Here is a 22,897-nt window from a genome sequence, read left to right as displayed (position 1 = left end):
CAAAAATCCCAATTCGTTAATCGACAATCGCTAATCAAAAGAGTTTCTTGAAATAAGAATGTCGATCAACTGTGATTTCTGATTTCAAGATCTGTACTTCAAAATCCAAATTCGTTAATCGACAATCGTTAATCAAAAGAGTTTCTTGAAATAAGAATGTCGATCAACGATTTCTGATTTCAGAAGTTTCCTACTTCAAAAATCTCAATTCGTTAATCGACAATCGCTAATCTAAATTTCTCTTATTCTATCTATGAATCATCAATTTCAGAACATGTTGTTCCGTATCATTGCTGAGTCTTACCATATAGATTCCTTCAGAAAGTCCTGATACATCAAGTAGGTATTCTTTACCTGCAGGAATTATTGTAGGTAGCATTGATACCTGTCCTTTAGCATCGGAAATACTAACACGAATGATTCCTGTCAGATTGCCGGTGTGAATGGTAGCTTCATTTGCAGCAGGATTAGGATAAACGGAAGGTTTTGAAGCTTTCATTTCATTCAAACCAGTGCAGTATTCAACCCAAACGTATGAAGGTTTTACCAGGGTGTCGCTGTATTGTCCATTGGAAACAATCAGCGTAACATCATATAATCCCGGTAATGCATAGGTTACAGCAGGAGCCGGATCGGTACTCGTTTCAGGGTCTCCGCCAGGGAATGACCATTGCCATGCATTGGCTCCCCCGGTTGAATAATTGTTGAAGGTAACAGTTCCGCCTTCGCATACATTGATAGGGCTACCCATAAAATTGGCTGCAAGAGGTGTTGAAAGAACTCCGAAGAATTCAATAATCCTGCGCATATACTCATTCCTGGTGGATGGGAAATCTCCACTGGTTAGTCCTCCAAATTCAAAAGCGGAAGCAATAGAACGATAGGTTCCTGCATCATAAGCAATGGCTGAAATATACACAGGCATATTGTTCTTGAAGATGCTGAATGCGGGAGCAATCGGGGCTATATGATCAATAAATTCATTATCTCCAGCAAAAGCAAAGGAGAGGCTGTCGCAGAAGGTGCCGGCCTGTCCTGTTTCAACAGAGAGGTCATTGCCACCATCCATTACACCATTGGCTTTGAACATAGGATGGACAGCTGTTTTGGTATCATAATACCATGTGTCGCCACCTTCCATATACAGTTTTCCACCTGCCGTTAAGAAATCAGCAAGTTTCTGTCCTTCTGTGGAGGTAAGCACATGCTTTTTATTGCTTGTGCCCAGGCAGACAAAGATGGTCTGGTAGCCACTGATATCAGCAGGCATCACATTCTTGTATTCAGCAAACACATTGTTGGCAATGAGTGCGTTTAGCATCATCGGCCCTGAATTGCCATTCATATCGAGGTCGATAACGGCTACAGGAATCTGGCCTATAATCACATTGAAAGAGGTGGCGGTGTTAAGTCCGAGGTCGGCAGTCATCAGGTATGCACAAGGCACAACGTGCCCATTGGGAGCATTTTCATCTGCTACCAGGGTATAAACTCTTTCGTCATTCATTCCGGGTCCAAGATCTCCGTAGTTCTGAACAGCTGCAGAAGAAAGGGTAAGCCAGGGATCATTCAGGGAAATTTGCCCTGATACATTCGTAACAGGCGCTGTTCCTGCATTATTTATCGTTACAAAAAGGTCGAAGGTTTCACCCGGATCAGCTTTCCCGTTATTATTGCCATTGGAGTCATCAATATCAAATGAAGAAAACTTCAGTACGCCGGCATGAGCAGTAACTGTGAAATTGCCACTCCATGAATCTGTTCCGTCACTGGCCACAAAATGGAAGGGGATCACATGAAGATCGGGAATGGTATTCAGCAATGTAAAGCTAAAGGCATTCTCTACAGCGGTGGTATCTCCAGCCGGAACAACAGTATAAATTTCAGTGGAATCAATCAGGGTAATAAAAGCATCCGTTGTTGTCACATCTACCTGCACATCATTTGCAGCAAGTACTCCAATATTATTCAGTGCAAGGTCGAGGGTAACTGTTTCTCCAAAATCAGCCTGTCCGTTATTATTGAAGGCCACATCATGAACGATGTTATTATTATAAATGAGATAAGGCCCGTTGTTTGGAATAATGGCAACATCTGTTTCGTAAGGAAGCTTGTTAAAAGCTGTGATTACAACATGCATTGTATCCGGGGTCTGCATAGCCGGGAAGGAAATGGTCAGGCTTCCATTTGATATGAATCCTGAACCCATGAATTCATTGTTCATACTTAACCCTACAAGAGCGCCGTCAGTATTGCAATTCAATGTGAAGCTGGAGGAACCAAGGAAAACCTGCTCATCGTGGTTTACTACCAGCAAGGTAGGTTCGTCAGTCCGAACCAGTAATGAAGGGTCGCCAAATATGGTCCAGGTATCGGTCATTTCATCACCGCCGGCACCATATTCTTCATTCATTTTATAACATCCATTCATGGTCAGACCGCCGAAAGTGCGCTTGATATTGTCTGGAAATGTACCTACCAGCAGGTCGTCCATTTCATCCTGGCCTGCCATTGGCGGATCCCAACTCTGATTAATGGTTGACATCACTGTAGCTACAGCACCGGTAGGACCTGTGGTATTCTTGGCCCTCAGCCAGGCTTCAGCAAAACAGGTGCCACTGACAAAATCACCATTCACACAAGCAACGCTCAGAATAAATGGCCACATATGGTTATTGGTAAGCTGATTCACATTGGTGTTGGAGAAACCCGTCGTTCCCCATGAAGTCTGACTTCCATGACCGGTATAGTTGATAATGGAAGATCCAGCATTTACCACTGTTGAAACAGAAGCAGCAGTTGGGTTTCCTGATTGGTCTTCTCCACCTTGTGATCCATCATAAAGTTCAGAAACACCTGAATAAGTAAAAGCCATCAGCTTGGTACGAATATTACGTATATGCTGGTAATCATATTCATTATCATCTCCCGGACCCTGGTCAGAAGCAATACCAATACCCTTCGACATCCAGTCAACACTGGTATAAGGATCACGTTCATATTCAAGGGTTCTTTGAACCATTGTGGTTACGTGTTCTGCATTTTCTGCACTGAATCGTCCTACAAAAACATCAGGATAATGATCATTCCCCACGATATATCCATAAGCAACATCTGATGGGCCACCGAGGCTTCCTGTTGTATTGGTGGGTATTTGCGGACCGTCACCAATGAGCAGTAAGAAGGTGAGTCCATTGGTATTATAATAATTTGCAACAAAATCTTTAATAGCTGTGGCATTTACTCCAATAGTAGCAACATCTACCATCTCAGTCTGAATACCCATGCTGTTTTTCCAGTCGACAAAGGGCTGCATGGCACTCATAAACGGACCGTGGCTGATGATGAGCATCCTGCCATAGTCATTCAGAGGGGTATAATCCATGGACATTGTGTTGAGGAACTGATGCTGGTATGTTCCGGCAAAATCCGGATCCACCTTAGCCGGGAAACCATTCCGGTTGAAAGCATTGAATGGACTGGTTCCTGCCTGATACACCCTTACGGTAATATCTGTATAAACCCTGAGAACTTTGGTGACCGGGTTGTATACAAAAGGATTTACCACGACAGTTTGTCCCCTGTAATCCCTCAGGATAAAAGGGCTGCGCAATTCTGACAGTTGAGCAGGGAAAAATTGATTTTCATTATATGGCCTTCCGAATTCATAGGCGATGCTTGCAGGATCAGTAGTCCTGCTCAGGTTGCCTTTGGATGGGGCTATAAGTAAATTATTAAACTCCACATACTCTGAACTAACCACTTCTACCTCCATTAATGCCATATCCGGTATGATCAGTGAGGCCGTGAGTTTAGGCAGGTCCGGGGCATCCTTCATCAATAACTGGGAGGCATCACCTACAGATACTGTAAATGCTTCACCCCTGGGCGTTTTAACCGGGTTCAGAAAGAAACCGTCTACCTGGAAATGGATAAGGTTGTTCTGAACATCTGAACTGATCAATTCAGTTTTTGCATCTACCGGTTGCTGGGATCGAATAGGAGTCCAATTGCCGGCATTGGCAAATCCAATAAAGGAGACAAGTAACAATAGAAAGAACGCGTTTTTCATAAAAGTTTTTTGGTTGAAGGTTGAGGGCTGGTCGGTTAAGTCCTTTGTTTACCTGTTATGGACCACTTTCAGGACTTGTATATCATTCCCGCTAAAGCGCTTAATATAATAAACACCATTAGAAAGGTTGGTTGTCTCAATTTTTAACTTGTAGTTGCCCGGAGTTTTAACACCTTCTGCGATTGATGTTATTTCATCCCCGATCGCATTATACAATGCAATCCTTACATCTGAGGTTTCAGTTACAGCATATTCAATACTTAACAAGCTGCCAAAAGGATTCGGGTATGCTTTTAGTCCCTGGTTCGTAACAGAAGGCTGAATTCCGGTAAAGCCAAAATACAACTCATTTGATGGTAAGGATGGACATCCGGCTGTATTGGTTACGATGACATAATAAGCATCTGTATGAGTAGGAGTGAAGTTTTGCCCGGTTTCACCCTCTATCATTCCCTGGCTGTTATACCATTGGTTTCCGGTGGCTGAAGATGACATCAGGTAGGTTCCCTGGTTGGTAATTGCAGGGGTGGCAGGAATTTCAGCCATTTCAATGAGGATATTACCACTGGAAGTGAAAAGTCCGCTGGTAACCACAACATGATAATCTGTAGATTCTGTTGGGTTAGCAATAGGGTTGAAAATAGTGGGATCACTCAGGCTCGATGCCGGGGTCCATACATAAGAGTAATTGCCACTTCCACCTGTTGCAAAAGCATAGAGTTGAGTGGAACTGCCAGGGCAGACAGTACCTGGTAATGCGAGTATATTTACAGCAAGCGGACCTGCAGGATTCTCGCTAAATGGAGGGAATTCGATATAGTCAACCCAGCCTGCATTTTGACCGGTTAAAGTAGATTCATCAGTTTCATAAGCCCAGCTAAAACGATGGGTGCCGGCAGAAATCATGTAACTGACTTTCTCCCATTCTTTGTTTCCTGACCATCTGCCTAATTCAACTCCATCCTGATAGAATTTAAGGTAATCATACCCGTCTTCCGAAGAAACCTTCCTCCAGAATGAGAGTGTATCTGAAGAAATCACTACAACATCCAGGTACATTTCAGTACGTTGTGAATTGCCGATGTTACCTGACATGGAACCATAGTTTCCTTCATATTTTGTAGTGTTGCTGATCCGCCAGCCCTGATTACCGCTCATGCGCCAGCTATACTTGGTAAAATTGTTTGTTTCATAATCTTCAACTTGTGGACCAACGGTAGGGAACAGGTTTGAGATAGCATTGTACGGACCGGCATTTGCTGTAAAATAAAGGGAGAATTCATATCCCAGCGGTGCATCAGGACTGATCGTAAAACTGAAAGTGGACTCGGAACTTGCTCCAGGTGCCAGTGGGCTCAGTGTTTGTGCGGGGGTATTGATGGTGATATAATTTCCGAATGTAAATAATTCGGTAATAATCCCTGATGAGGTGCAATGACCAATATTTGAGGTCGGGACAGTGACATAGATGGTTTCTCCGGCATCCATGATTCCGTTTCCATTTCCACCTGTGGCTTCATTCACCATGAAAGTACCGGCCAAAAGTTCAGGAGCATAGAATTTAATGCTGAAATAGGAGACAAAGGATTGAGTGTCGGCGACTGTAGTAATGATAAAATTGCCTGTATGCTGGTCAGGAACATAGTTGTTGGTCTGAATGGCAAATACATTTTCAGCTGATGCTGAACCATTGCTCTGGATAAGTGGCCAGGTATAAGCGCCGGATGTAATACTTACATAAGGGTCATTGGTGGTTAGGGTGGAAACAGCATTTACGGCATCCTCATTTCCGAAGTTTTCGAGACCAAGGTCAACTGTAAGTGGTTCTCCAAATTCAGCCATCTGGTTGTTGTTTCCATCAGTATCCCTAACAAGGTATGAATCCAGCACAAGGTAAGGTCCTTCAGGTGATGCAACCATCAGGCTATCAATATAAGGCTGACGGTTTTGTTTTGTGACAACTACATGAGCATATCCGGGTTCTGTGAAAGGAGTAATAGCCAGGTTAGCAAGCCCGTTGGAGTCGGCCTCAACAGCACCATGTAATATGTTATCCTTGGAAATGGCAACATAGGCATAAGGTTCAGTCTGAACAGTAAATACAGGTGATCCAAGGGGAAGTAGCGGGGTGTAATTGACCGTTAAGGCAGGAGGTTCAGAAAAATAGATCATAAGAGAAGGATCGCCCATCAGGCAATAGATCTCCCAATAATACTGTTTCATACCTGAGTTGGATTCCTGAACGGCAAGGTTGCCGGCAAAAACCATCTGATCCATTGAGCAGTACCAGTCAGAATAGGGTTCACCATGATCGTGGAAGGTGCGGTCATAGGCACCTAATCCGTGGTCTTCATAGGTTGGGTTCACCACAATCTGTCCTACTCCAACACCCCAGTAATAATCTTCATCCCAATAACTGTTATTGGAAGCACCGATGTAACCCAAAGATCCTTTATCGACTGCCCTGAGCAGTTCTTCTGCAAAACTGTTCTGGTTGTATGTACTGGTTTGACAGCAGTTTCCAACCATCAGGCTGTACTTGTGGGCATTGGTCATGCCGGCAATGTCACTGATATCAAAGGAAGGATCGGCCCAACCGGACACAGAACCATGGGCGGTATAATTTGCATAGCAAACGCCATTGCTGATATCTGCCTGGATGTTCTGTGAATAATTTGCTCCACCTGGTTCTGGCTGGAGATAGGTATGTGAAAGCAGGTTATGTTCAGGGTTGAAATAGTAAGTGGTTCCATAATTGATCTGTCCGTTTCCCCAAACTGGTCCATAACTGGCGTCAGCACCGGCTACCATCACACATTCATTCAGGTAGGAAGGATCAGGCATCAAATACTGTTCGTATTCCAGGGTCTTGTCAATCTGAGGTTGCAGTTGAGCAAGGTTGGTAGCAGAGAATCTACCATAATAAACTTCAGGCAGAAAATCGCCGTTGTATTCACAGTAATAAAGGTCACTCACATGGCCGCTACAGTTGTAGGCGGGAATTTGGGCCACATCTCCTACAAATAAAACAAAGGAAGGAGCCGGATCGGATACTGTAGCCGAGGTATACATATCTTCAAGATATGCCTTGATTGAATTGAAGGTAGTACCAACGGCAGGATCATTAGTGTAAGCCTCAACAACGGTAAACCCTTTTTTCGTTTTCCACTGAACAAAAGGTTGTAAGGCAGCCTGGAACATTGGAGGAGAAACAATCACATATTTTACAGGAAGCTTCATCATGGTATCGCGATCCACTTCCATTGGACGATAATTCAATACCCTGTTATAAATACTTCTGAAATAGGGGGAATCATATTTGGCCCGAATTTCTTCGGTCATGGTAATGTCTGCGCCTGCAAAACGAACGTCAACTACCAGGTTGTCATATACCCTGATTACATTGGTAACTGGGTTGTATTGAACAGGAGACAATACCAGGTTGGCAAGGCGAACTCCTCGCATGTAACCGGCTATTTCAACTTTTGCCAGTTCCCCGCCTAAAAATTCATTTGTAGTATAGGTTGCTGAATTATATGCAAACGAAATGGGCGTTCCCAGGCTCTTTGGCATTGGGGCTTGCAACGGAAAAATCCTGTCAATGATTCCAAGGTCATTCAATTTGTATTCTTTCAGGGTATAACTAACCACTCTGACCTCAGGTGTTGCATTTGCAGGAACTTCAATGAGTCTGCTCATTACCGGTAACTCCGGATCACCTATAATACTGCTTTTTGAATACCCTCCTGCAAGGATTTGGGAGAACAATCCATGCTCTGAATCCTGGGTGCGGAACTGGAAGGTGTTAAAAGTGTTGACTACCTGGATACGAAGGTTCGAGTTCTCTGTGAGATCAAGCCTGTTTTGATTGCCAGGAATCAGTTGAATCTCTCCATTGGCAAATACAATAGAAAAACTAAAAAAAGCCAGTAAGGAAAGGGTGAATTTGATAGTTCGTAAGCAGGTGGTTCTCATGTGGTTGTGTTTAAATGTTAATCATGAAAGAAGTACAAAGTTATATCTTTTTAAATACAATAATAAACTCATTATTAATTCTTAATTAATTTGAGAAATTATGTATGATATTCCTTTTCAGAAAACATCTAAAAAACAACCGAAGACTGATGGTGATTGGATTGGAGGAATCGTTCCCGGATCACGGAGTTGCTGACTGAACAATCCCAAATTGATTATCGATCAATATTAAATCTTCAGCATCTACAACTGCATCACCATTCAAATCAGTTGATGAATATCCTGTTGTAAATTGGGCTGTTTGATCATAAACCAGTTGAATATCCAGTTCATTAATAATTCCATCCTGGTTAATATCCCCTGAATATGCCAGCCAGGCTCCATCTGCACTGCTTTTGAGTTTTGAACCGAATGCCTTATTTGAGTGATCAAAGGAATAGCTTATTCCGTTGGATGCGAATGAAACCGGTGAAGCTGAAACGATTTCCAGGCTGTTCCTGTGTTTCAGGGTGAGAAAGTAGTTGGCATTATACTGGGATGGAATGATTAGGGTTGCGGTTCCATCACAATTCAAATTGACATTATTCAGGGATAAGATCAGCGTGTTATAATTGGTTGCATCGTGGAGTTCAATTTGTATCTGGTCGGCAATATTTTCAGGAAACTGATTCCCAGAAGTATTGAGGGCTTTTCTCATGGAGCCATTACCAGTATATAATCCTTCAAGAAGAATAGAGAGTTGTAATATCTTATCCTGGGGAGGTGGTGTTTGCGTTATTTTAGCTGTAGCTCCCCCCACCACATAAATGTTATTGTCGGCACCAATAGAAAAGCCATTGGCGTAACTTCCGGGAGTTGTAAGGGTGTAGATAGAATTACCCTCCTGGTTTATTTTACAGATAGCCATTTCAAATAATGTCCCGGCTGCCAGGTAAGCATTGTTGTAAGCATCAATCTTAAGCTGTGCATGCATCAGTAAGTTATAGGCACTCCCATCAGCATCGGCATTATACCAGATCTGGTTACCATTTTGATCAACTTTAAGGAAAGCTGCTCCTCCACTGCCTGAATTTGGGAATCCGCAAACGACAGGCAGATTATCATTCCCGACTTCGATTCTTAATCCTGCAAAGGGAAAGGCATTACTCCAGGTTTGAGTTCCTGCGGGGTCTAATTTCTTAATCAGTGTCCCGCCATTGAAAACATATTCTCCTGTTGTCAAATAGGTATTACCTTCTGAATCTCCCGCGGCATCTCCAATATTTACACTATTGAGTCCGGTCTGACTCCATATATGATTTCCATCCAGGTCGATCTTGGCAAACCCATTCACGCTGCCAAAAGCGGATCTGCCAACAATCAATAGCTTGTTATCCCTCGAAAATTTAAAATTAAAAGCAACACCAATCCCTGCATTATCAAAAAAGGACCATAATACCGTTCCATCCGGAGCAAATTTCTTGATTTTCGTAACGAAACCGTTGGAACTACTTCCCATCCCAAGTACATAAATGTTATTGTTATTATCAACCAGGCATTTTTTTGTATAAGAACCATCAAAAAAAGTTTCATAAACGTTTCTCCAAAGCAATACGCCATTTGAGTCATATTTCATGACAATACTATTTGCTTTTACAGGGTTTGAATAGCCTGAATTTATTGTCCCGGTAACAATGACGTTACCGGCATGATCTGTTTCTACCCAGGTAGAGGATTCGAATAATACAGGATCAGTATTATCATAAACTGATTCCCATTGGAATACTCCATCAGCATTACGTTTTGTAAGGTGTATATCCCCCCCGGGATTATATTCATAATTTACTGTATATACATTATTATTCATATCGGTAGCTATCGATATTCCTTCAGTATATTGTATCCAACTTACAGAATTCTGGGCTTGCAGAAAAGAATACAGGAATAGACAGGTAAGAATTGTTAAAGTTGTTTTCATTTGGAATCGTTTATTGATTAAAACTTTAACAAAAGTACACTCCACAATAAGTTATGAAAAACACTTATCCTGAAGGGGAAGTATTCATAGCTGAATAAGCATAAAATCAGAATGAAGCAGAATTTAAAGCCTGATAGCTGAGGCCGGAATACAACCAAATGAAAATTATAGATAATTCCTTGCTATAATGCGGGGTTAAAGCTTACCCAATCATATAGAAATTAGACAGCCGGGATTAATCCAGAGAAGTATTGCCTTTATTGGCGAGCCGCTTCTTTAATCCGGCTACGGGAAGCCACGTTGCCAAAGTACCAATAATAAGCACCGTACCGAAAACCAGCAGGAAATCTCCGGCACGCATCTGAACCGGATAGGCTGACATGATGAATGATTCTCCCCCCTGCAGGCGGATGAGTCCGAATTCCTGTTGTAACCAGCAAAATATTGCCCCCAGGGCTAATCCCAATAATGCCCCGCCAAAGGTGATCATCAATCCTTCTGTCAGGAAGATGCGCTGGATGATTTTCCTTCCGGCACCCAGGCTTGATAGGGTAGAGATATCTTTCTTCTTATCCAGGATCAACATGGTGATGGATCCGATTACATTAAAGGTAGCAATGAGTAAAATGAAAGTCAGGATAAGAAAAACCGCCCATTTTTCTGATTTCATTGTTTTATAAAGGATTTCCTGTTGTTGCAGGCGATTCTTTACCGTGAACCCGGGTCCGGCTAATTGGGATACTTTTTCCTGGATTTTTGAAACCTGTTTTTCATTATCTACCCAGATTTCAACTGAACTGATCTCTTTTTCATATCCCAGCAATTGTCGGGCAAACCTCAGCGGAACGAAGATGTATTTGTTGTCAAAGTCCTGTTGAACTGAAAAAATTGCTGAAGGCTTAATGGTTTCCATTCTCAGCGTATTTTCTGACAAAGCATTCAGCCTTTTTCCCCGGTCAGGTACATACATGGAGAGAAAGCCTTCAGGGTCATCCACATGCAAATCAAGGAAATAAGCAATTCCAAAACCGGTAATGGCAAAATTGAAACTATCTGCGGCAAGGACAAGGTCCCCCTCTATCAGTAAAGTATCTAATGCACTCTTCTCTATAAAGTTCAGATCCACCCCTTTTATAGTGGCCAGGTACTGTTTGTCCTTGTAACGCAACAAGGCATTTTCTTCCAGAACCCTGGTATATTTTTCCACACCCTGGATTTGCCGGATCTTTTCGGCTGGTAACAAACTGTCGGGGAATGTTTTACCTTCTTTCAGACTGATTTCCAATGGAGGGTCGAAAACATTGAACATCGATACCACCGCACTTTCAAAACCGTTGAATACACTCAAAACAATAACCAGTGCCATGGTCCCAACCATTACGCCTACCACTGAAATGGCTGAAATAATATTAATGATGTTGTGTGTCTTTTTCGAGACAAGATAACGGCGCGCTATGAAGAAAGGTAGATTCAATATTTAGGGGTTAAATGCAGGCAGACTGTTTAAATTTATTGTTATGTGCATTTTTTGGAATCCAGAAGTCAGGATTCAGAATCCAGAAGCTCCTTGTACTTTATTCATAAATCGCTTTTTCCTTTTTTGAATCCCCTGAAATTTTAATTAATCAACCCTATTCTGACTTCTTGAATTCTGTCTTCTGAAATCTAGTTTTAATATATTTTGAGAATTTTAGACAGTTTTTTATTCTGACTTCTTGAATTCTGTCTTCTGAAATCTAGTTTTAATATATTTTGAGAATTTTAGGCAGTTTTTTTATTCTGTATTCTTGAATTCTGGATTCTTGAATTCTATTTGCTATACCTTGTTGTGTTCAAACCTACTTCCATGCTTTAACAATCAGTCCGGTTCCGCTTGGATGAGTCTGATCCACATCCATTTTGTTAAGAACCAGGCACACAGGAAAAGTGAACAGGTAATAAAATGGTAGCAGGATGAAGAATAATTTCGACACACCTAATAGTTGGATAGGATATTTCATGGAGAGCCTCCATGCTACCTGTCCGGGCTTGCCATACTGATACCGGGCTTCAGTCCTGCTGAAACCGGCCTGTTTTAATTTCTCCTGTATCTCAAGAATATTATAACCATCACGTACATGCTCTTCGATAAAAGAATCTTCATGGTCATGATCATGTACATCGCTGCCTCCCTGGTCGCTGGGAGTTGAAATCAGCAGCATCCCTCCGTTGTGCAACGATTGATGGAAATTCTCAAATACTTTTACATCTTCCAGTATATGTTCCATCACATCCACCGATAAAACCAGGTCGTATGAAGAAGGACTCGTATATTTCGTAAGATCACCCAGTATAAAGTTCACTTTGGTTCTGCCAATGGCTTTGAAAAACCTGTTACAATCCTCAATCTGTTCATCTTTTACATCTACACCCAGAATATTCCATGCCGGGTTTAGAGAAGACAGGTAGTAATCATATTGTCCGAATCCCGAGCCTGCATCAAGGATATGAGCATCTGCAGGGGCATTGGAATTCCATTTCCTGATCTCTTTTCTAACGTGCCAGGAACGCAACAGCAGAAGGTCAAGTAATTTATAGAATACAGTTCTCAAAAAGGGTGTTCTGTTGAAAACGGCACCCAGTGATCGTTTTATAGGGTCATATTGCATGCTGAAACGTATTTTTGCCCGGAGTTATGATTTCAGGCAGAATGGTAATTAGAAAATCAAGTATGATAGTAACAATTTGGTTTATTGAATTTCCAGCCTTAGTTCTTTAACAGGCGTTCAATATTCTCAATATAGTCGAGAGAGTCGTCAATAAAGTACTCCAAATCAGGGATATGTCGGACCTGGTTATGGATCCTGTTGCCAAGCTGAAGGCGGATCGATTTTTTATGAGTATTGATCTCCTTAAGAAGTTCAGATTTTTCTGTTTTCCCAAACAGGCTTAGATGAACACGGGCAACAGTAAGATCAGGAGCTACCACTACTTTGGTAACTGTGATCAGGTTCCCCGGGTAGTTATCCCTGCATAGGTTCTGAAAAATTTCACCCAGGTCTTTCTGAATCAGGCGGGCTACTTTTAACTGGCGAGTTGTTTCCATTTTGCAAAATTACAACAAATATCTATGTTGGAATATGTTAATACAAAGCTTACTTCTATTTTCGAGTGCTTCTTTACAATCGATATTGATTACTTTTGCATGCATTAATCCGACATTTTCTTCTTTATCCTGTAATCCTGTAAAGTGAAAAAGCTTGCCCGTTTATTACGATATGCCTACCCTTATAAATGGTATGCTGTCCTGAATATTGTTTTCAATGTTTTTGGTGCCCTGTTTTCACTGGTTTCTCTGGCCTCGCTAATCCCGGTTCTTAATATCCTTTTCAAACAGTCAGAATCAGTTGTAACACTGATGCCCTGGGCCTTTGACACCAAACCGATATTGAACAATATCAGTTATTATATCAGTGAACAAATCAGAACTGATGGGGAAATCCATACCCTGGTCCTTATTTGTATAGGTATCGTTATTCTTTTCTTCTTTAAGAATCTGTTCAGGTATATGGCTTTATTTTTTGTAGCTGTACTTCGGAATGGTGTCGTCAAGGATTTAAGGAATGCCCTTTATCATAAGATTATGATTCTGCCCCTTTCCTATTATTCCGAACAACGAAAGGGTGATATCATGTCGCGTATCACCAATGATGTCCAGGAAGTGGAATGGTCGATTCTCTCTTCCCTGGAAATGATGTTCCGCGATCCCATCACAATGGTCATCTACCTGATCGCTATGTTCAGCATCAGTCCCCAGCTTACTCTGTTTGTACTGCTGGTGCTTCCGGTGGCCGGACTCCTTATCGGCTGGATAGGTCGCAGCCTGAAAAGAACCTCTCAAAAGGGACAAAAAAAGATGGGGGAACTGATCTCGGTGATCGAAGAAACCATTTCAGGACTTAGAATTATCAAGGGATTCAATGCCATTGACTATTCGTACCAGAACTTTAATGAGAACAACCGGGGATTTATGAAACTCATGGTCAGGTTGTTCCGGAAAAGGGACCTGGCCTCCCCGGTGAGTGAATTCCTCGGGATTGCTGTAACTGCTTTGATTCTTTGGTATGGCGGACAATTAATTCTCTCTTCTGAATCTACATTGACTGCCCCTAAATTCATTCTTTATATCGGTATTTTTTCCCAGATTATCGTACCGGCGAAGGCTATCACTACTGCATTTTATAATATTGAGAAAGGTTCCGCCTCCATCGAAAGAATTAACGAGGTACTGGATGCAGAAGAAGTTATCATCGAAAAACCGGGAGCCCTGCCCATAGATGAGTTTAGCCATGCCATTGAATATAGGAATGTGTCCTTCAAATATGAAAAGGACCCGGTATTGCAACATATCGATCTTAAAATTCCAAAGGGTAAATCAATTGCACTTGTAGGCCCATCAGGCGGAGGTAAATCCACTTTGGTTGACTTGCTTCCCAGGTTTTACGATGTTACGGATGGAGCAATACTGATCGATGGTTCCGACATTCGTGAACTGAAAATTGATGGCGTCAGGGGTTTAATGGGGATTGTAAACCAGGAAACTATTCTTTTCAATGGCACAATAGCCGAAAATATTGCCTTTGGGAAGAAAGATATTAGTCCTGAACAGGTCAAATATGCCGCCCAGGTAGCTAATGCACATGAATTCATCGATAAACTCGAAAAGGGATATGATACCAATATCGGCGACCGTGGGGTGAAACTTTCCGGTGGTCAGCGGCAAAGAATCAGCATTGCCCGTGCAGTCCTTAAGAATCCTCCCATAATGATACTGGATGAAGCCACTTCAGCCCTTGATACCGAAAGTGAAAGACTGGTGCAGGAAGCCCTGATCAACCTGATGCGTAATCGCACCTCTATTGTAATCGCCCATCGTTTATCTACGATTCAGCATGCCGACGAAATTGTTGTCATACAGTCAGGAAAGATCGCCGAAAGAGGTACGCATGATGAGCTTATCGCTGCTAACGGACTCTATAACCGACTTTGCGAAATGCAGTCATTCTCTTGATAATAAGAGCTTACCGCAATAACGAGTAATTTTTGTACTCGAAAAGCCGGTGTCCGGTTATTTTTTCGACAAAATAGAGGACCCGATCTTTAAAGTGGAGATTTTTCTTACCGGTTTCGAGTTGTATGCTCCAGTTTACTTCATCGATTCGTTTTTTCATCACTGCCGGGTGAGTATCCCGAAATTCAGCCAGGGAGTCGATCAGTGAAAAATCAAATAATTCTTCAAGCCTGAAGTTTTTCCTGATCCATTCTTCATCATGCCAAAGCCTGTGAAAATCCAGCATTTTGGTTTGCATGGTCTGTGGACTCTTCACATATCCATAATGATAGATATGAGCCGGGATGGCTTTCACTCTGAGTTTCTGGTCGTACTTCCTGAATCCCTGGGCGTCGCGATAGGAGCGGATGGACTTATCGATCCTAACGATTCGGATTTCATTCCGATACCATCTCCTGGAATCACCAAGGTAGTTATAGGTACCATAAAAATGGGTGTAATTGAAGAGCAATCCCTCCACCTCAGGATGTTCAAGCCATTGCTGCATAGATGTCCTGATGGCATCATGATATTTTTCATGTACCACCTCGTCGGCCTGAAGATAAAATCCCCAGTCGAAATCCTGTGGGATCAGGTCGAAAGCTTTGTTGGTTTCAACTGCAAGTACTTTGCCGCCTTCCTTAAGTGTATCATCCCAAATGCTTTCATGAATCCTGATTTTCGGAGAATCAATCGAACGGATCAGTTCCAGGGTGCTGTCGTCGGAATTACCAACAAGAACAATGAACTCATCACAAAGGGGAAGTATTGAAGTAATGGACTCCACAATGGGATAATCGTATTTGATTGCATTCCTGACGATTGTGAAACCACAGACTTTCATAGATTTTTGAACAATGGGTGTGCAAATTTGGCAACATTTCGGTTAAGTTCCTATTATCTTACAGATAATGCTCCCTCAACAGCATATTCAGTGGCTCATTTTCTGTCGGAGATCAATTCTAACGAATTCGCTTTACTTTTGCATTTCAACATCCAACACATGAATATGGAAGTCAGGAACAGGGTTAAAGCAACTTGCATCAGTTTATGCTGAAGAAATGATCAGTATTCGCAGGTATCTGCATTCACATCCCGAATTATCGGAAAAGGAAGAAAATACAGCGGCTTTTATTTGCAAAAAGCTCGATGAATGGGGTGTAACCTACCGTAAGAATGTTGGAGGCCATGGTATCATTGCGGAGATCAGGGGAAATAACCCCGAAAGGGAAACCCGTGCCTTGCGTGCCGATATGGATGCCCTGCCGATTGTTGAACAAAACGACTGTGAATATAAATCAATGAATCCGGGTGTAATGCATGCCTGCGGGCATGATGTACATATGACCTGCCTGCTGGGAGCTACCCGCATTTTACAGGAACTGAAAACTGAATTTGAAGGTACGCTAAGACTGATTTTCCAGCCTTCGGAAGAGAAGTTCCCCGGGGGAGCAAAAGCCATGATTGAAGATGGAGTGCTATTGAATCCCGTTCCGGTGAATATTATCGGTCAGCATGTTTTACCAACCCTTGAGGCAGGCAAGGTTGGGTTTAAGGCAGGAAACTATATGGCTTCGACAGACGAGGTATACCTCACCGTGAAAGGAAAAGGGGGACATGCAGCCACACCAGAATTAAATATTGATCCTGTTCTGATTGCTTCACATATTGTTGTAGCCTTACAGCAGATTGTGAGCAGGCATGCCCTCCGGGTATCCCGACAGTTCTCTCTTTCGGAAGGTTTATTGCTGAAGGGCGGACCAATATTATACCGGATAGTGTGAAAATTGATGGCACTTTCCGCACTTTCAGCGAGGAATGGAGGGCGAAGGCACATCAAAAGATTACAGAAATTGCACAGGGACTGGCTTCCGGGATGGGAGCAGTTTGTGAAGTATTTATTGACAAGGGTTATCCTTTCCTGGTGAATGATGATGAAACCACCCAAAAAGCCAGGGAGTTGGCCATCGAATATCTTGGCAAAGAAAATGTGGTAGAACTTGACCAGCGGATGACAGCAGAGGATTTCGCTTATTATTCGCATATTATCCCGGCCTGTTTCTACCGCCTTGGGGTTAAAAATCCATCCTGGAAAGAAATCCGTAACCTGCATACTTCTACCTTCGATGCCGATGAGCGTAGCATTGAGACGGGAATGGGGTTGATGGCGTTTTTGGCAGTAAAAACTTAGTGCTGGGTGCTGTGTGCAGGGTGCTGTGACTAGCTATTTTATTGAGCCTTGCTAGTTGAAGATTGAGATTAAAGTTTGAATTATATTAGATTGATTTATCTATTAATAGTTTTATTCATATCAATTATACAATCATGACGGAAAACAAATCAGATACTCAATTAGAGGTCTGGAAGATTGCCAGAGAATTGGTTAAGGATATTTATATTATGTCGCAGGATTTTCCTAAAGAAGAAATCTTTGCTTTGACAAATCAAATGAGACGAGCTGCAATCTCTGTCCCATCTAATATTGCGGAAGGAATTGGGCGGAATTCTGATAAAGAAACAGTCCAATTTTTATATATAGCAAAAGGGTCATTATATGAGATAGAGACTCAGGTATTTCTTGCTTATGACCTTAAGTATATGGATGAGATTAAAACAAAAACCATTCAGGATAAAATAGAGAAATGCCGGAGATTGCTCTATGGTTTAATCAATTATTATAAGAGTAAATAGTTGATTACTTTCGCAAACGAGTATTTGTATTTAGTACCGAAAAGTGGAGTGGGGCCAGGCTGAGTGCAGCCCCCCCCCCGCCCCCCCCCCCCCCCCCCCCCCAGCACCCAGCACCCAGCACTCAGCACTTAAAATGAAAGTAAACAACCAGCACCACCTCACCATCTACATGCAAGGCAAATCGGTCTTCATGATCGATCAGAATGCATTGCCTTTTGAATTCAGGATTTATGAGGCGAAAGATTACAGGGATACCTGCCATGCCATTCGCAGCATGATCACAAGAGGAGCAGGGGCTATTGGCGCTGCTGCAGGATTTGCGATGGCCCAGGCCTTTATGGAATTTTGGATTTTGGATTTCGGATTAATTGATTTCAAGACAGATCTAAATGCTAATACTGATTTAATTAGTACATCACAAAACCCTGAAAATATCAATAGGGAAGCCTACATTGAACAATGCATGCAGGCAAGAAGAGAAATCGAAGCCACACGTCCTACAGCCAGGAATCTCTTTTATGCCACCGAAAAAGTGTACGAAGCAGGGCTGATTTCTCCCGAAGCAGCCTATGCCGAAGCTCAGAGGTTAGCAGCTGAAAACGTTTCTGATGCCATGAAAATCGGAGAATATGGCAATTCATTAATAAAAGAGGGATCCCGTATCCTGACACATTGTAATGCAGGGTGGCTGGGCTTTGTAGACTATGGCTCTGCATTATCTCCTATTTATATTGCCCATCGTGAGGGGAAAAATATTCATGTTTATGCTGATGAAACCCGTCCAAGGAGCCAGGGTGCCCGATTAACTGCCTGGGAATTATTTAACGAAGGGGTTCCGCATACCCTGGTTCCCGATAATGCCGGGGCTTACCTCATGTCGAAAGGTATGATCGATATGGTGATTGTTGGTGCCGACCGCATCGCTGCCAATGGGGATACCGCCAATAAAATAGGCACTTTCGAAAAAGCTATCATCGCCAGGCAGTTTGGAATTCCCTTCTATATTGCTGCACCCTTTCCACTTTCGATCTTTCTATTGCTGATGGAAGCCAGATAATCATTGAACAAAGGGAGGAAGATGAAGTACACTTCCAGCAAGGGCCTGATGAAACAGGGGTAATCCGCAGGATCAGGGTCAGCTCTCCCGGTTCAAAAGCTTTTAACCCGGCATTTGATGTAACACCGGCTGAATGGATCACAGGCATCATTACCGAAAAAGGGATTATCAGTCCTGATGCCTTGGCTATTAAAAGAGTGATTCCTTAATTTCAGGAAGGAAAACGGCTTTGTCCCTGTCGTTCCAGCATCCATGCAGGATATTCTGGTGTAAGAGCACTCACCTGGTCAAGCCTGAGCATTTCTTCTTCTGTAAGGGTCAATTGAGTGGCTGCAATATTGTCAAGCAGCTGTTCCTTTCGTTTTGCCCCGATGATAATGCTGGTTACGGCAGGCTTATTAAGCAAATATGCCAGTGCCACCCGGGCGGCTGATACCCCATGGGCTTTCCCGATTTCTATCATCACATCGATGATGTCATAAGCTTTCTCCTTATGAATTGGAGGGAAGTCGAAGTTATCCCTGCGGCTGTCGCCTGCCTTTTCAGTATTTCGGGTGTATTTCCCGGATAAAAATCCACCTGCAAGCGGACTCCAGGGCATAATGGATATTCCTTCACTCAGCGCCATGGGTAAAATTTCCCTTTCCACATCTCTTCCGGCAATACTATAATAGTTCTGACTGGCCACAAACTTTGTCCAGCCCATCTTGTCGGCTATGCCATTGGCTTTGGCTATCATCCAGGCAGGGTGGTTACTGATTCCGAGGTATCGGACTTTCCCGGATCGGACCACATCTTCCAGTCCCCGCATCGTTTCTTCCAGGGAAGTAATGGAGTCCACACCATGGATATAAAGCAAATCAATATGTGAGAGTGCAAGTCGTTCAAGGCTATCATTCACCGAATCGGTAATATGCAGGCGGGAAAGTCCAACCTGGTTGGCCCCTTTCCCCATCCGAAGCCTAACCTTGGTAGCTATAAAGACTTCCTGCCGGGATATTCCAAGGTCTTTCAGGGCTTTTCCAAGCATGAGTTCCGAAAGGCCTTCGGAGTAAGCGTTGGCGGTATCGATAAAGTTAATTCCTTCATCCACGGCTGTTTTAACCAGTTCATTCACACTTTCCTGTGGCAGTTCGCCAATCGCTTTCCAGTATCCCCTGCCGCCAAAGGTCATGGCTCCGAGGCAAAGCTCCGAAAGCAAAACTCCTGTATTTCCCAGTTTCTTGTATTTCATGGTGTCTTTCTAATTAATTTGAATAATATATTTTTGGTCTTGCCTCTGAGCCCCCCTTTTTCAAAACGAAGCTTGGTCATGTTTCTTGGTTTTTATCAATGAGAAGATCACACTGCCGGCAAGGATCAGAAAAATCACCAGTAACGAATAGTGAATCGGGATTTTAAAGAAATCTATCAAGGCCATTTTGAGTCCCACAAAAATCAGGATAATGGCCAGTCCTACAGCCAGGTATTTAAACCTGTCGATAATATTGGCCAGCGCGAAATAGAGTGACCGCAGTCCCAGGATAGCAAAAACATTACTGGTATAAACTATAAAATGATCCTGTGTCACTGCCAGGATAGCAGGGATGCTATCCACAGCAAAAATCAGGTCTGTGACTTCAATCATCACAAGCACAACAAATAGGGGAGTGGCATACCGTTTACGGTCTATCCTTATGAAGAATTTATCATCGTGCATTTCAGGGGTGGTAGGAACGAGTTTCCTGAAAAGTTTGATCACGGGATTTTTATCGGGCTCCATTTTTTTATCCTTATCAAGCAGCATCCTGATGCCGGTAAATACCAGGAACGCTCCGAAAATATAGATGGTCCAGTGGAATTTCTCAAGCAGGGCCACTCCGGCAAAAATAAAGATTACACGCATGATCAGGGCTCCGATGATGCCCCAGAAGAGGACTTTGTGCTGATAAATGGAAGGGATACCAAAAAAGGAGAATACCAGGACGAAGACAAAGATATTGTCGACACTCAAAGCCTTTTCAATCACATATCCTGTGAAGAATTCAAGGGCTTTGGTTTCTCCGAAAAGGTAGTAGATAAATCCATTGAAACATAAGGCAAGGAAGATCCATATCCCCGACCATGTCATGGCCTCTTTAACACTTACCACATGCAGTTTCTTATGAAATACCCCCAGGTCGAGGGCTAGCATAATGAGGACAAAAAGGTTGAAAAATACCCAGAACCAAATGTTAACTTCCATTTTTAATGATAATATTACTGATTATTTGAAGGTTGATTTATATGATCAAAGCAAAGATAATTACAGGTTTCTAATGACCATAGGTAATTAATCGGCTGATCTTCCAATTACCATCTGTGAACTTCCAGATATGCAAAAACCGGAAGGTGCCGCAATCAGGCTTTCCGTTTTCAATATGGCAAAACGTATGGCTTCCGGTTTCAATAGCGCCGAAGTCTTTGATTGGAAATACTTCCAGGCTTCCTGCCAGTAGTTCACGGGTAAGCACATAATCTTTTTCAAAAAGTCCTGCAAACGCTTCGATGGTTTCGGTAAAATTTCGAACACCCGTATTATCCTGGTACACTTCAAGACTCTCATCAAAAAAGGTTTTCATCCCTTCAAGATTTTTGGCATTGAAAGCTGCAAAAAGCAGGCTGTCCTGCCGGGCAATGGTGTTGTACAGGACTAAGTCAACAGGTGGGTTTTCCTGTGCTAATCCCTGAATGATGCCTGCAAAGACTAAAAGACTGGCAAATGCAAGTTTTATAATGGTTTTACTAATGCGTTTCAATATGTTTTTTTATTATTAAACACCTTTTTTATATCAATTGTTTTTGTGAGGAAATAGAATGATGATTTTTATGGTTGCCCTTTTCTGATAGACTATTTCCTCAATTTATAATGTAATGCATTTAGGTTCATTTTCTTATGGATATTGTTCAAGCCCCCGACAATAAATTGAATGGTAATGGGATTTCCGGTGAAATCAACGACATGATTTAACGTATAATCCACAAAATTGTATTTGGCCCTGATTCCTAAATACAGGTTATCTTTCAGGTAATACCTGTATCCTACTCCTGCATTAATATTATAAGTTCCTGCAGAAGCTGATTTCAAACTCCTGTCTGTATCCTCGGTAAGAGCATCAAATCCTTCAAAAGCGACCCCGCCTGTAACCTGAATTTCATGTTGTTTCCTGGTATAAAGGTCATATCCCAGGTCGAAACCAATATGCCCGCCAAAAAAGTGGCTGGTCTTCTCAAGGGAATCAGCTGATGACCTTCTCGCATAATAATCATTAGGCGAATTCAGGAACTTGAAAGTTAAGGTAACATCATAATTCATTCTCCTGTGTTTTGAACCCATTTGGAATCCCAGATCCGGATGTATGCCTAAATTTTTCATTCCACCGGTAGGAATCCAAATGCCTGTAATCCACGACATATGCAGTTCCGGTAAAATAACATATTCATAAACCGTCTTTCGGTATTCCATGGCCAAAGTGGATCTTCGATATTCATCAGATTGTAATTTTGAAAAAATAGTATCGCTGTTGTCACTATAGAATTCAGTCAGCAGGTATTCGAGGGAACCTGATTTGCATGTCTTTTTTAATTCCCCGGCTAAAGTCCTGGTAAACTGATCAAACTCTTGTCCGGGAGGGATATAACCATAATATGATTTGTAATTATCATAGGAATAATAATTTGAATATTGAATCATTGCAATCCGGGACTGATAATTGAACAGATAATTAAAAATGCCTTGGGTGATCAGGGATTCTTCGAGACGTCCCTGTTTGATTGAAAGCAACAATTTAGCCCTGTGAACAGGCTCTCTCATTCCACATTTTGACTCCCAGTATTGTAAAATTTGATTGGCAGAATCAAGCTTATTCTCAGAGACGAACTGAACGAAATACAAACCACTGTTATAAGCAATATCAGAGCAATCGACCTGCTTTTTTGACATCATATTATCAAAATTCTGGCCCGCGGTAATAATCATTGAAAACAGTCCTGCCAGGGACAAGATGATTCTTTTCATTATACTAAAAGTTGAAAGTT

General features: G+C 42.3%; 13 protein-coding genes and 2 pseudogenes. 4 read left to right on the top strand and 11 right to left on the bottom strand.

Features of this window, described 5'->3' with window-relative positions:
- Positions 1-247: 247 nt before the first annotated feature.
- From IPH84_17285 to rbfA, 6 genes are all read right to left on the bottom strand, one after another.
- A complete protein-coding gene (locus tag IPH84_17285) occupies positions 248-4,072 on the bottom strand; it encodes a T9SS type A sorting domain-containing protein (GenBank protein ID MBK7174932.1) in 3,825 nt (1,274 codons plus the stop codon).
- A gap of 48 nt (positions 4,073-4,120) precedes the next feature.
- A complete protein-coding gene (locus tag IPH84_17280; protein MBK7174931.1) occupies positions 4,121-8,047 on the bottom strand; it encodes a T9SS type A sorting domain-containing protein in 3,927 nt (1,308 codons plus the stop codon).
- A gap of 181 nt (positions 8,048-8,228) precedes the next feature.
- Complete coding sequence (locus IPH84_17275; protein MBK7174930.1) at positions 8,229-10,004, bottom strand: hypothetical protein; 1,776 nt, start codon at positions 10,002-10,004, stop codon at positions 8,229-8,231.
- A 235-nt stretch (positions 10,005-10,239) separates the two neighbouring features.
- Positions 10,240-11,478, bottom strand: coding sequence for an ABC transporter permease (locus tag IPH84_17270; protein MBK7174929.1), 1,239 nt, complete (start codon positions 11,476-11,478; stop codon positions 10,240-10,242).
- Between the two features lie 364 nt (positions 11,479-11,842).
- Complete coding sequence (locus tag IPH84_17265; protein MBK7174928.1) at positions 11,843-12,652, bottom strand: class I SAM-dependent methyltransferase; 810 nt, start codon at positions 12,650-12,652, stop codon at positions 11,843-11,845.
- A gap of 98 nt (positions 12,653-12,750) precedes the next feature.
- A complete protein-coding gene (gene rbfA, locus IPH84_17260; GenBank protein MBK7174927.1) occupies positions 12,751-13,089 on the bottom strand; it encodes a 30S ribosome-binding factor RbfA in 339 nt (112 codons plus the stop codon).
- Positions 13,090-13,233: 144 nt separating this feature from the next.
- On the opposite strand from rbfA, the gene IPH84_17255 reads away from it, so the two are divergent.
- Positions 13,234-15,054, top strand: a complete 1,821-nt coding sequence (locus IPH84_17255; GenBank protein ID MBK7174926.1) for an ABC transporter ATP-binding protein — start codon at positions 13,234-13,236, stop codon at positions 15,052-15,054.
- A 10-nt stretch (positions 15,055-15,064) separates the two neighbouring features.
- Here IPH84_17255 and IPH84_17250 read toward each other — a convergent pair whose 3' ends face one another.
- Positions 15,065-15,937: a glycosyltransferase family 2 protein gene (locus tag IPH84_17250; protein ID MBK7174925.1), complete on the bottom strand. Its 873-nt coding sequence runs from the start codon at positions 15,935-15,937 to the stop codon at positions 15,065-15,067.
- 217 nt (positions 15,938-16,154) lie between these two features.
- On the opposite strand from IPH84_17250, the pseudogene IPH84_17245 reads away from it, so the two are divergent.
- The 3 genes and pseudogenes from IPH84_17245 (at position 16,155) to mtnA (ending at position 19,050) form a co-directional block, all read left to right on the top strand.
- Positions 16,155-17,284, top strand: a pseudogene (locus IPH84_17245) (amidohydrolase).
- A 134-nt stretch (positions 17,285-17,418) separates the two neighbouring features.
- Positions 17,419-17,784 carry a four helix bundle protein gene (locus tag IPH84_17240; protein MBK7174924.1) on the top strand — a complete coding sequence of 122 codons (366 nt, stop codon included), beginning with the start codon at positions 17,419-17,421 and terminating at the stop codon, positions 17,782-17,784.
- Positions 17,785-17,917: 133 nt separating this feature from the next.
- Positions 17,918-19,050: pseudogene (mtnA, locus tag IPH84_17235) on the top strand (S-methyl-5-thioribose-1-phosphate isomerase).
- A 2-nt stretch (positions 19,051-19,052) separates the two neighbouring features.
- Here the strand turns inward: mtnA and IPH84_17230 are convergent.
- The 4 genes from IPH84_17230 to IPH84_17215 form a co-directional block, all read right to left on the bottom strand.
- Entirely contained in the window at positions 19,053-20,075 is a 1,023-nt protein-coding gene (locus IPH84_17230) for an aldo/keto reductase (GenBank protein MBK7174923.1), read from the bottom strand.
- Between the two features lie 60 nt (positions 20,076-20,135).
- Positions 20,136-21,065, bottom strand: a complete 930-nt coding sequence (locus IPH84_17225) for a TerC family protein (GenBank protein ID MBK7174922.1) — start codon at positions 21,063-21,065, stop codon at positions 20,136-20,138.
- 70 nt (positions 21,066-21,135) lie between these two features.
- The gene (locus IPH84_17220) at positions 21,136-21,618 is read right to left on the bottom strand and encodes a nuclear transport factor 2 family protein (GenBank protein MBK7174921.1); all 483 of its coding nucleotides are present in this window, start codon (positions 21,616-21,618) and stop codon (positions 21,136-21,138) included.
- Between the two features lie 92 nt (positions 21,619-21,710).
- Positions 21,711-22,877 (bottom strand): hypothetical protein, encoded by a 1,167-nt coding sequence (locus tag IPH84_17215; protein MBK7174920.1) that lies wholly within the window; start codon positions 22,875-22,877, stop codon positions 21,711-21,713.
- Positions 22,878-22,897: the final 20 nt, after the last annotated feature.

The sequence above is a fragment of the Bacteroidales bacterium genome (assembly GCA_016707785.1).
Classification (GTDB): Bacteria; Bacteroidota; Bacteroidia; order Bacteroidales; family UBA4417; genus UBA4417.
Note: the sequence above shows the minus strand (reverse complement) of the source record. Positions and strands in the feature narration are given on the sequence as shown.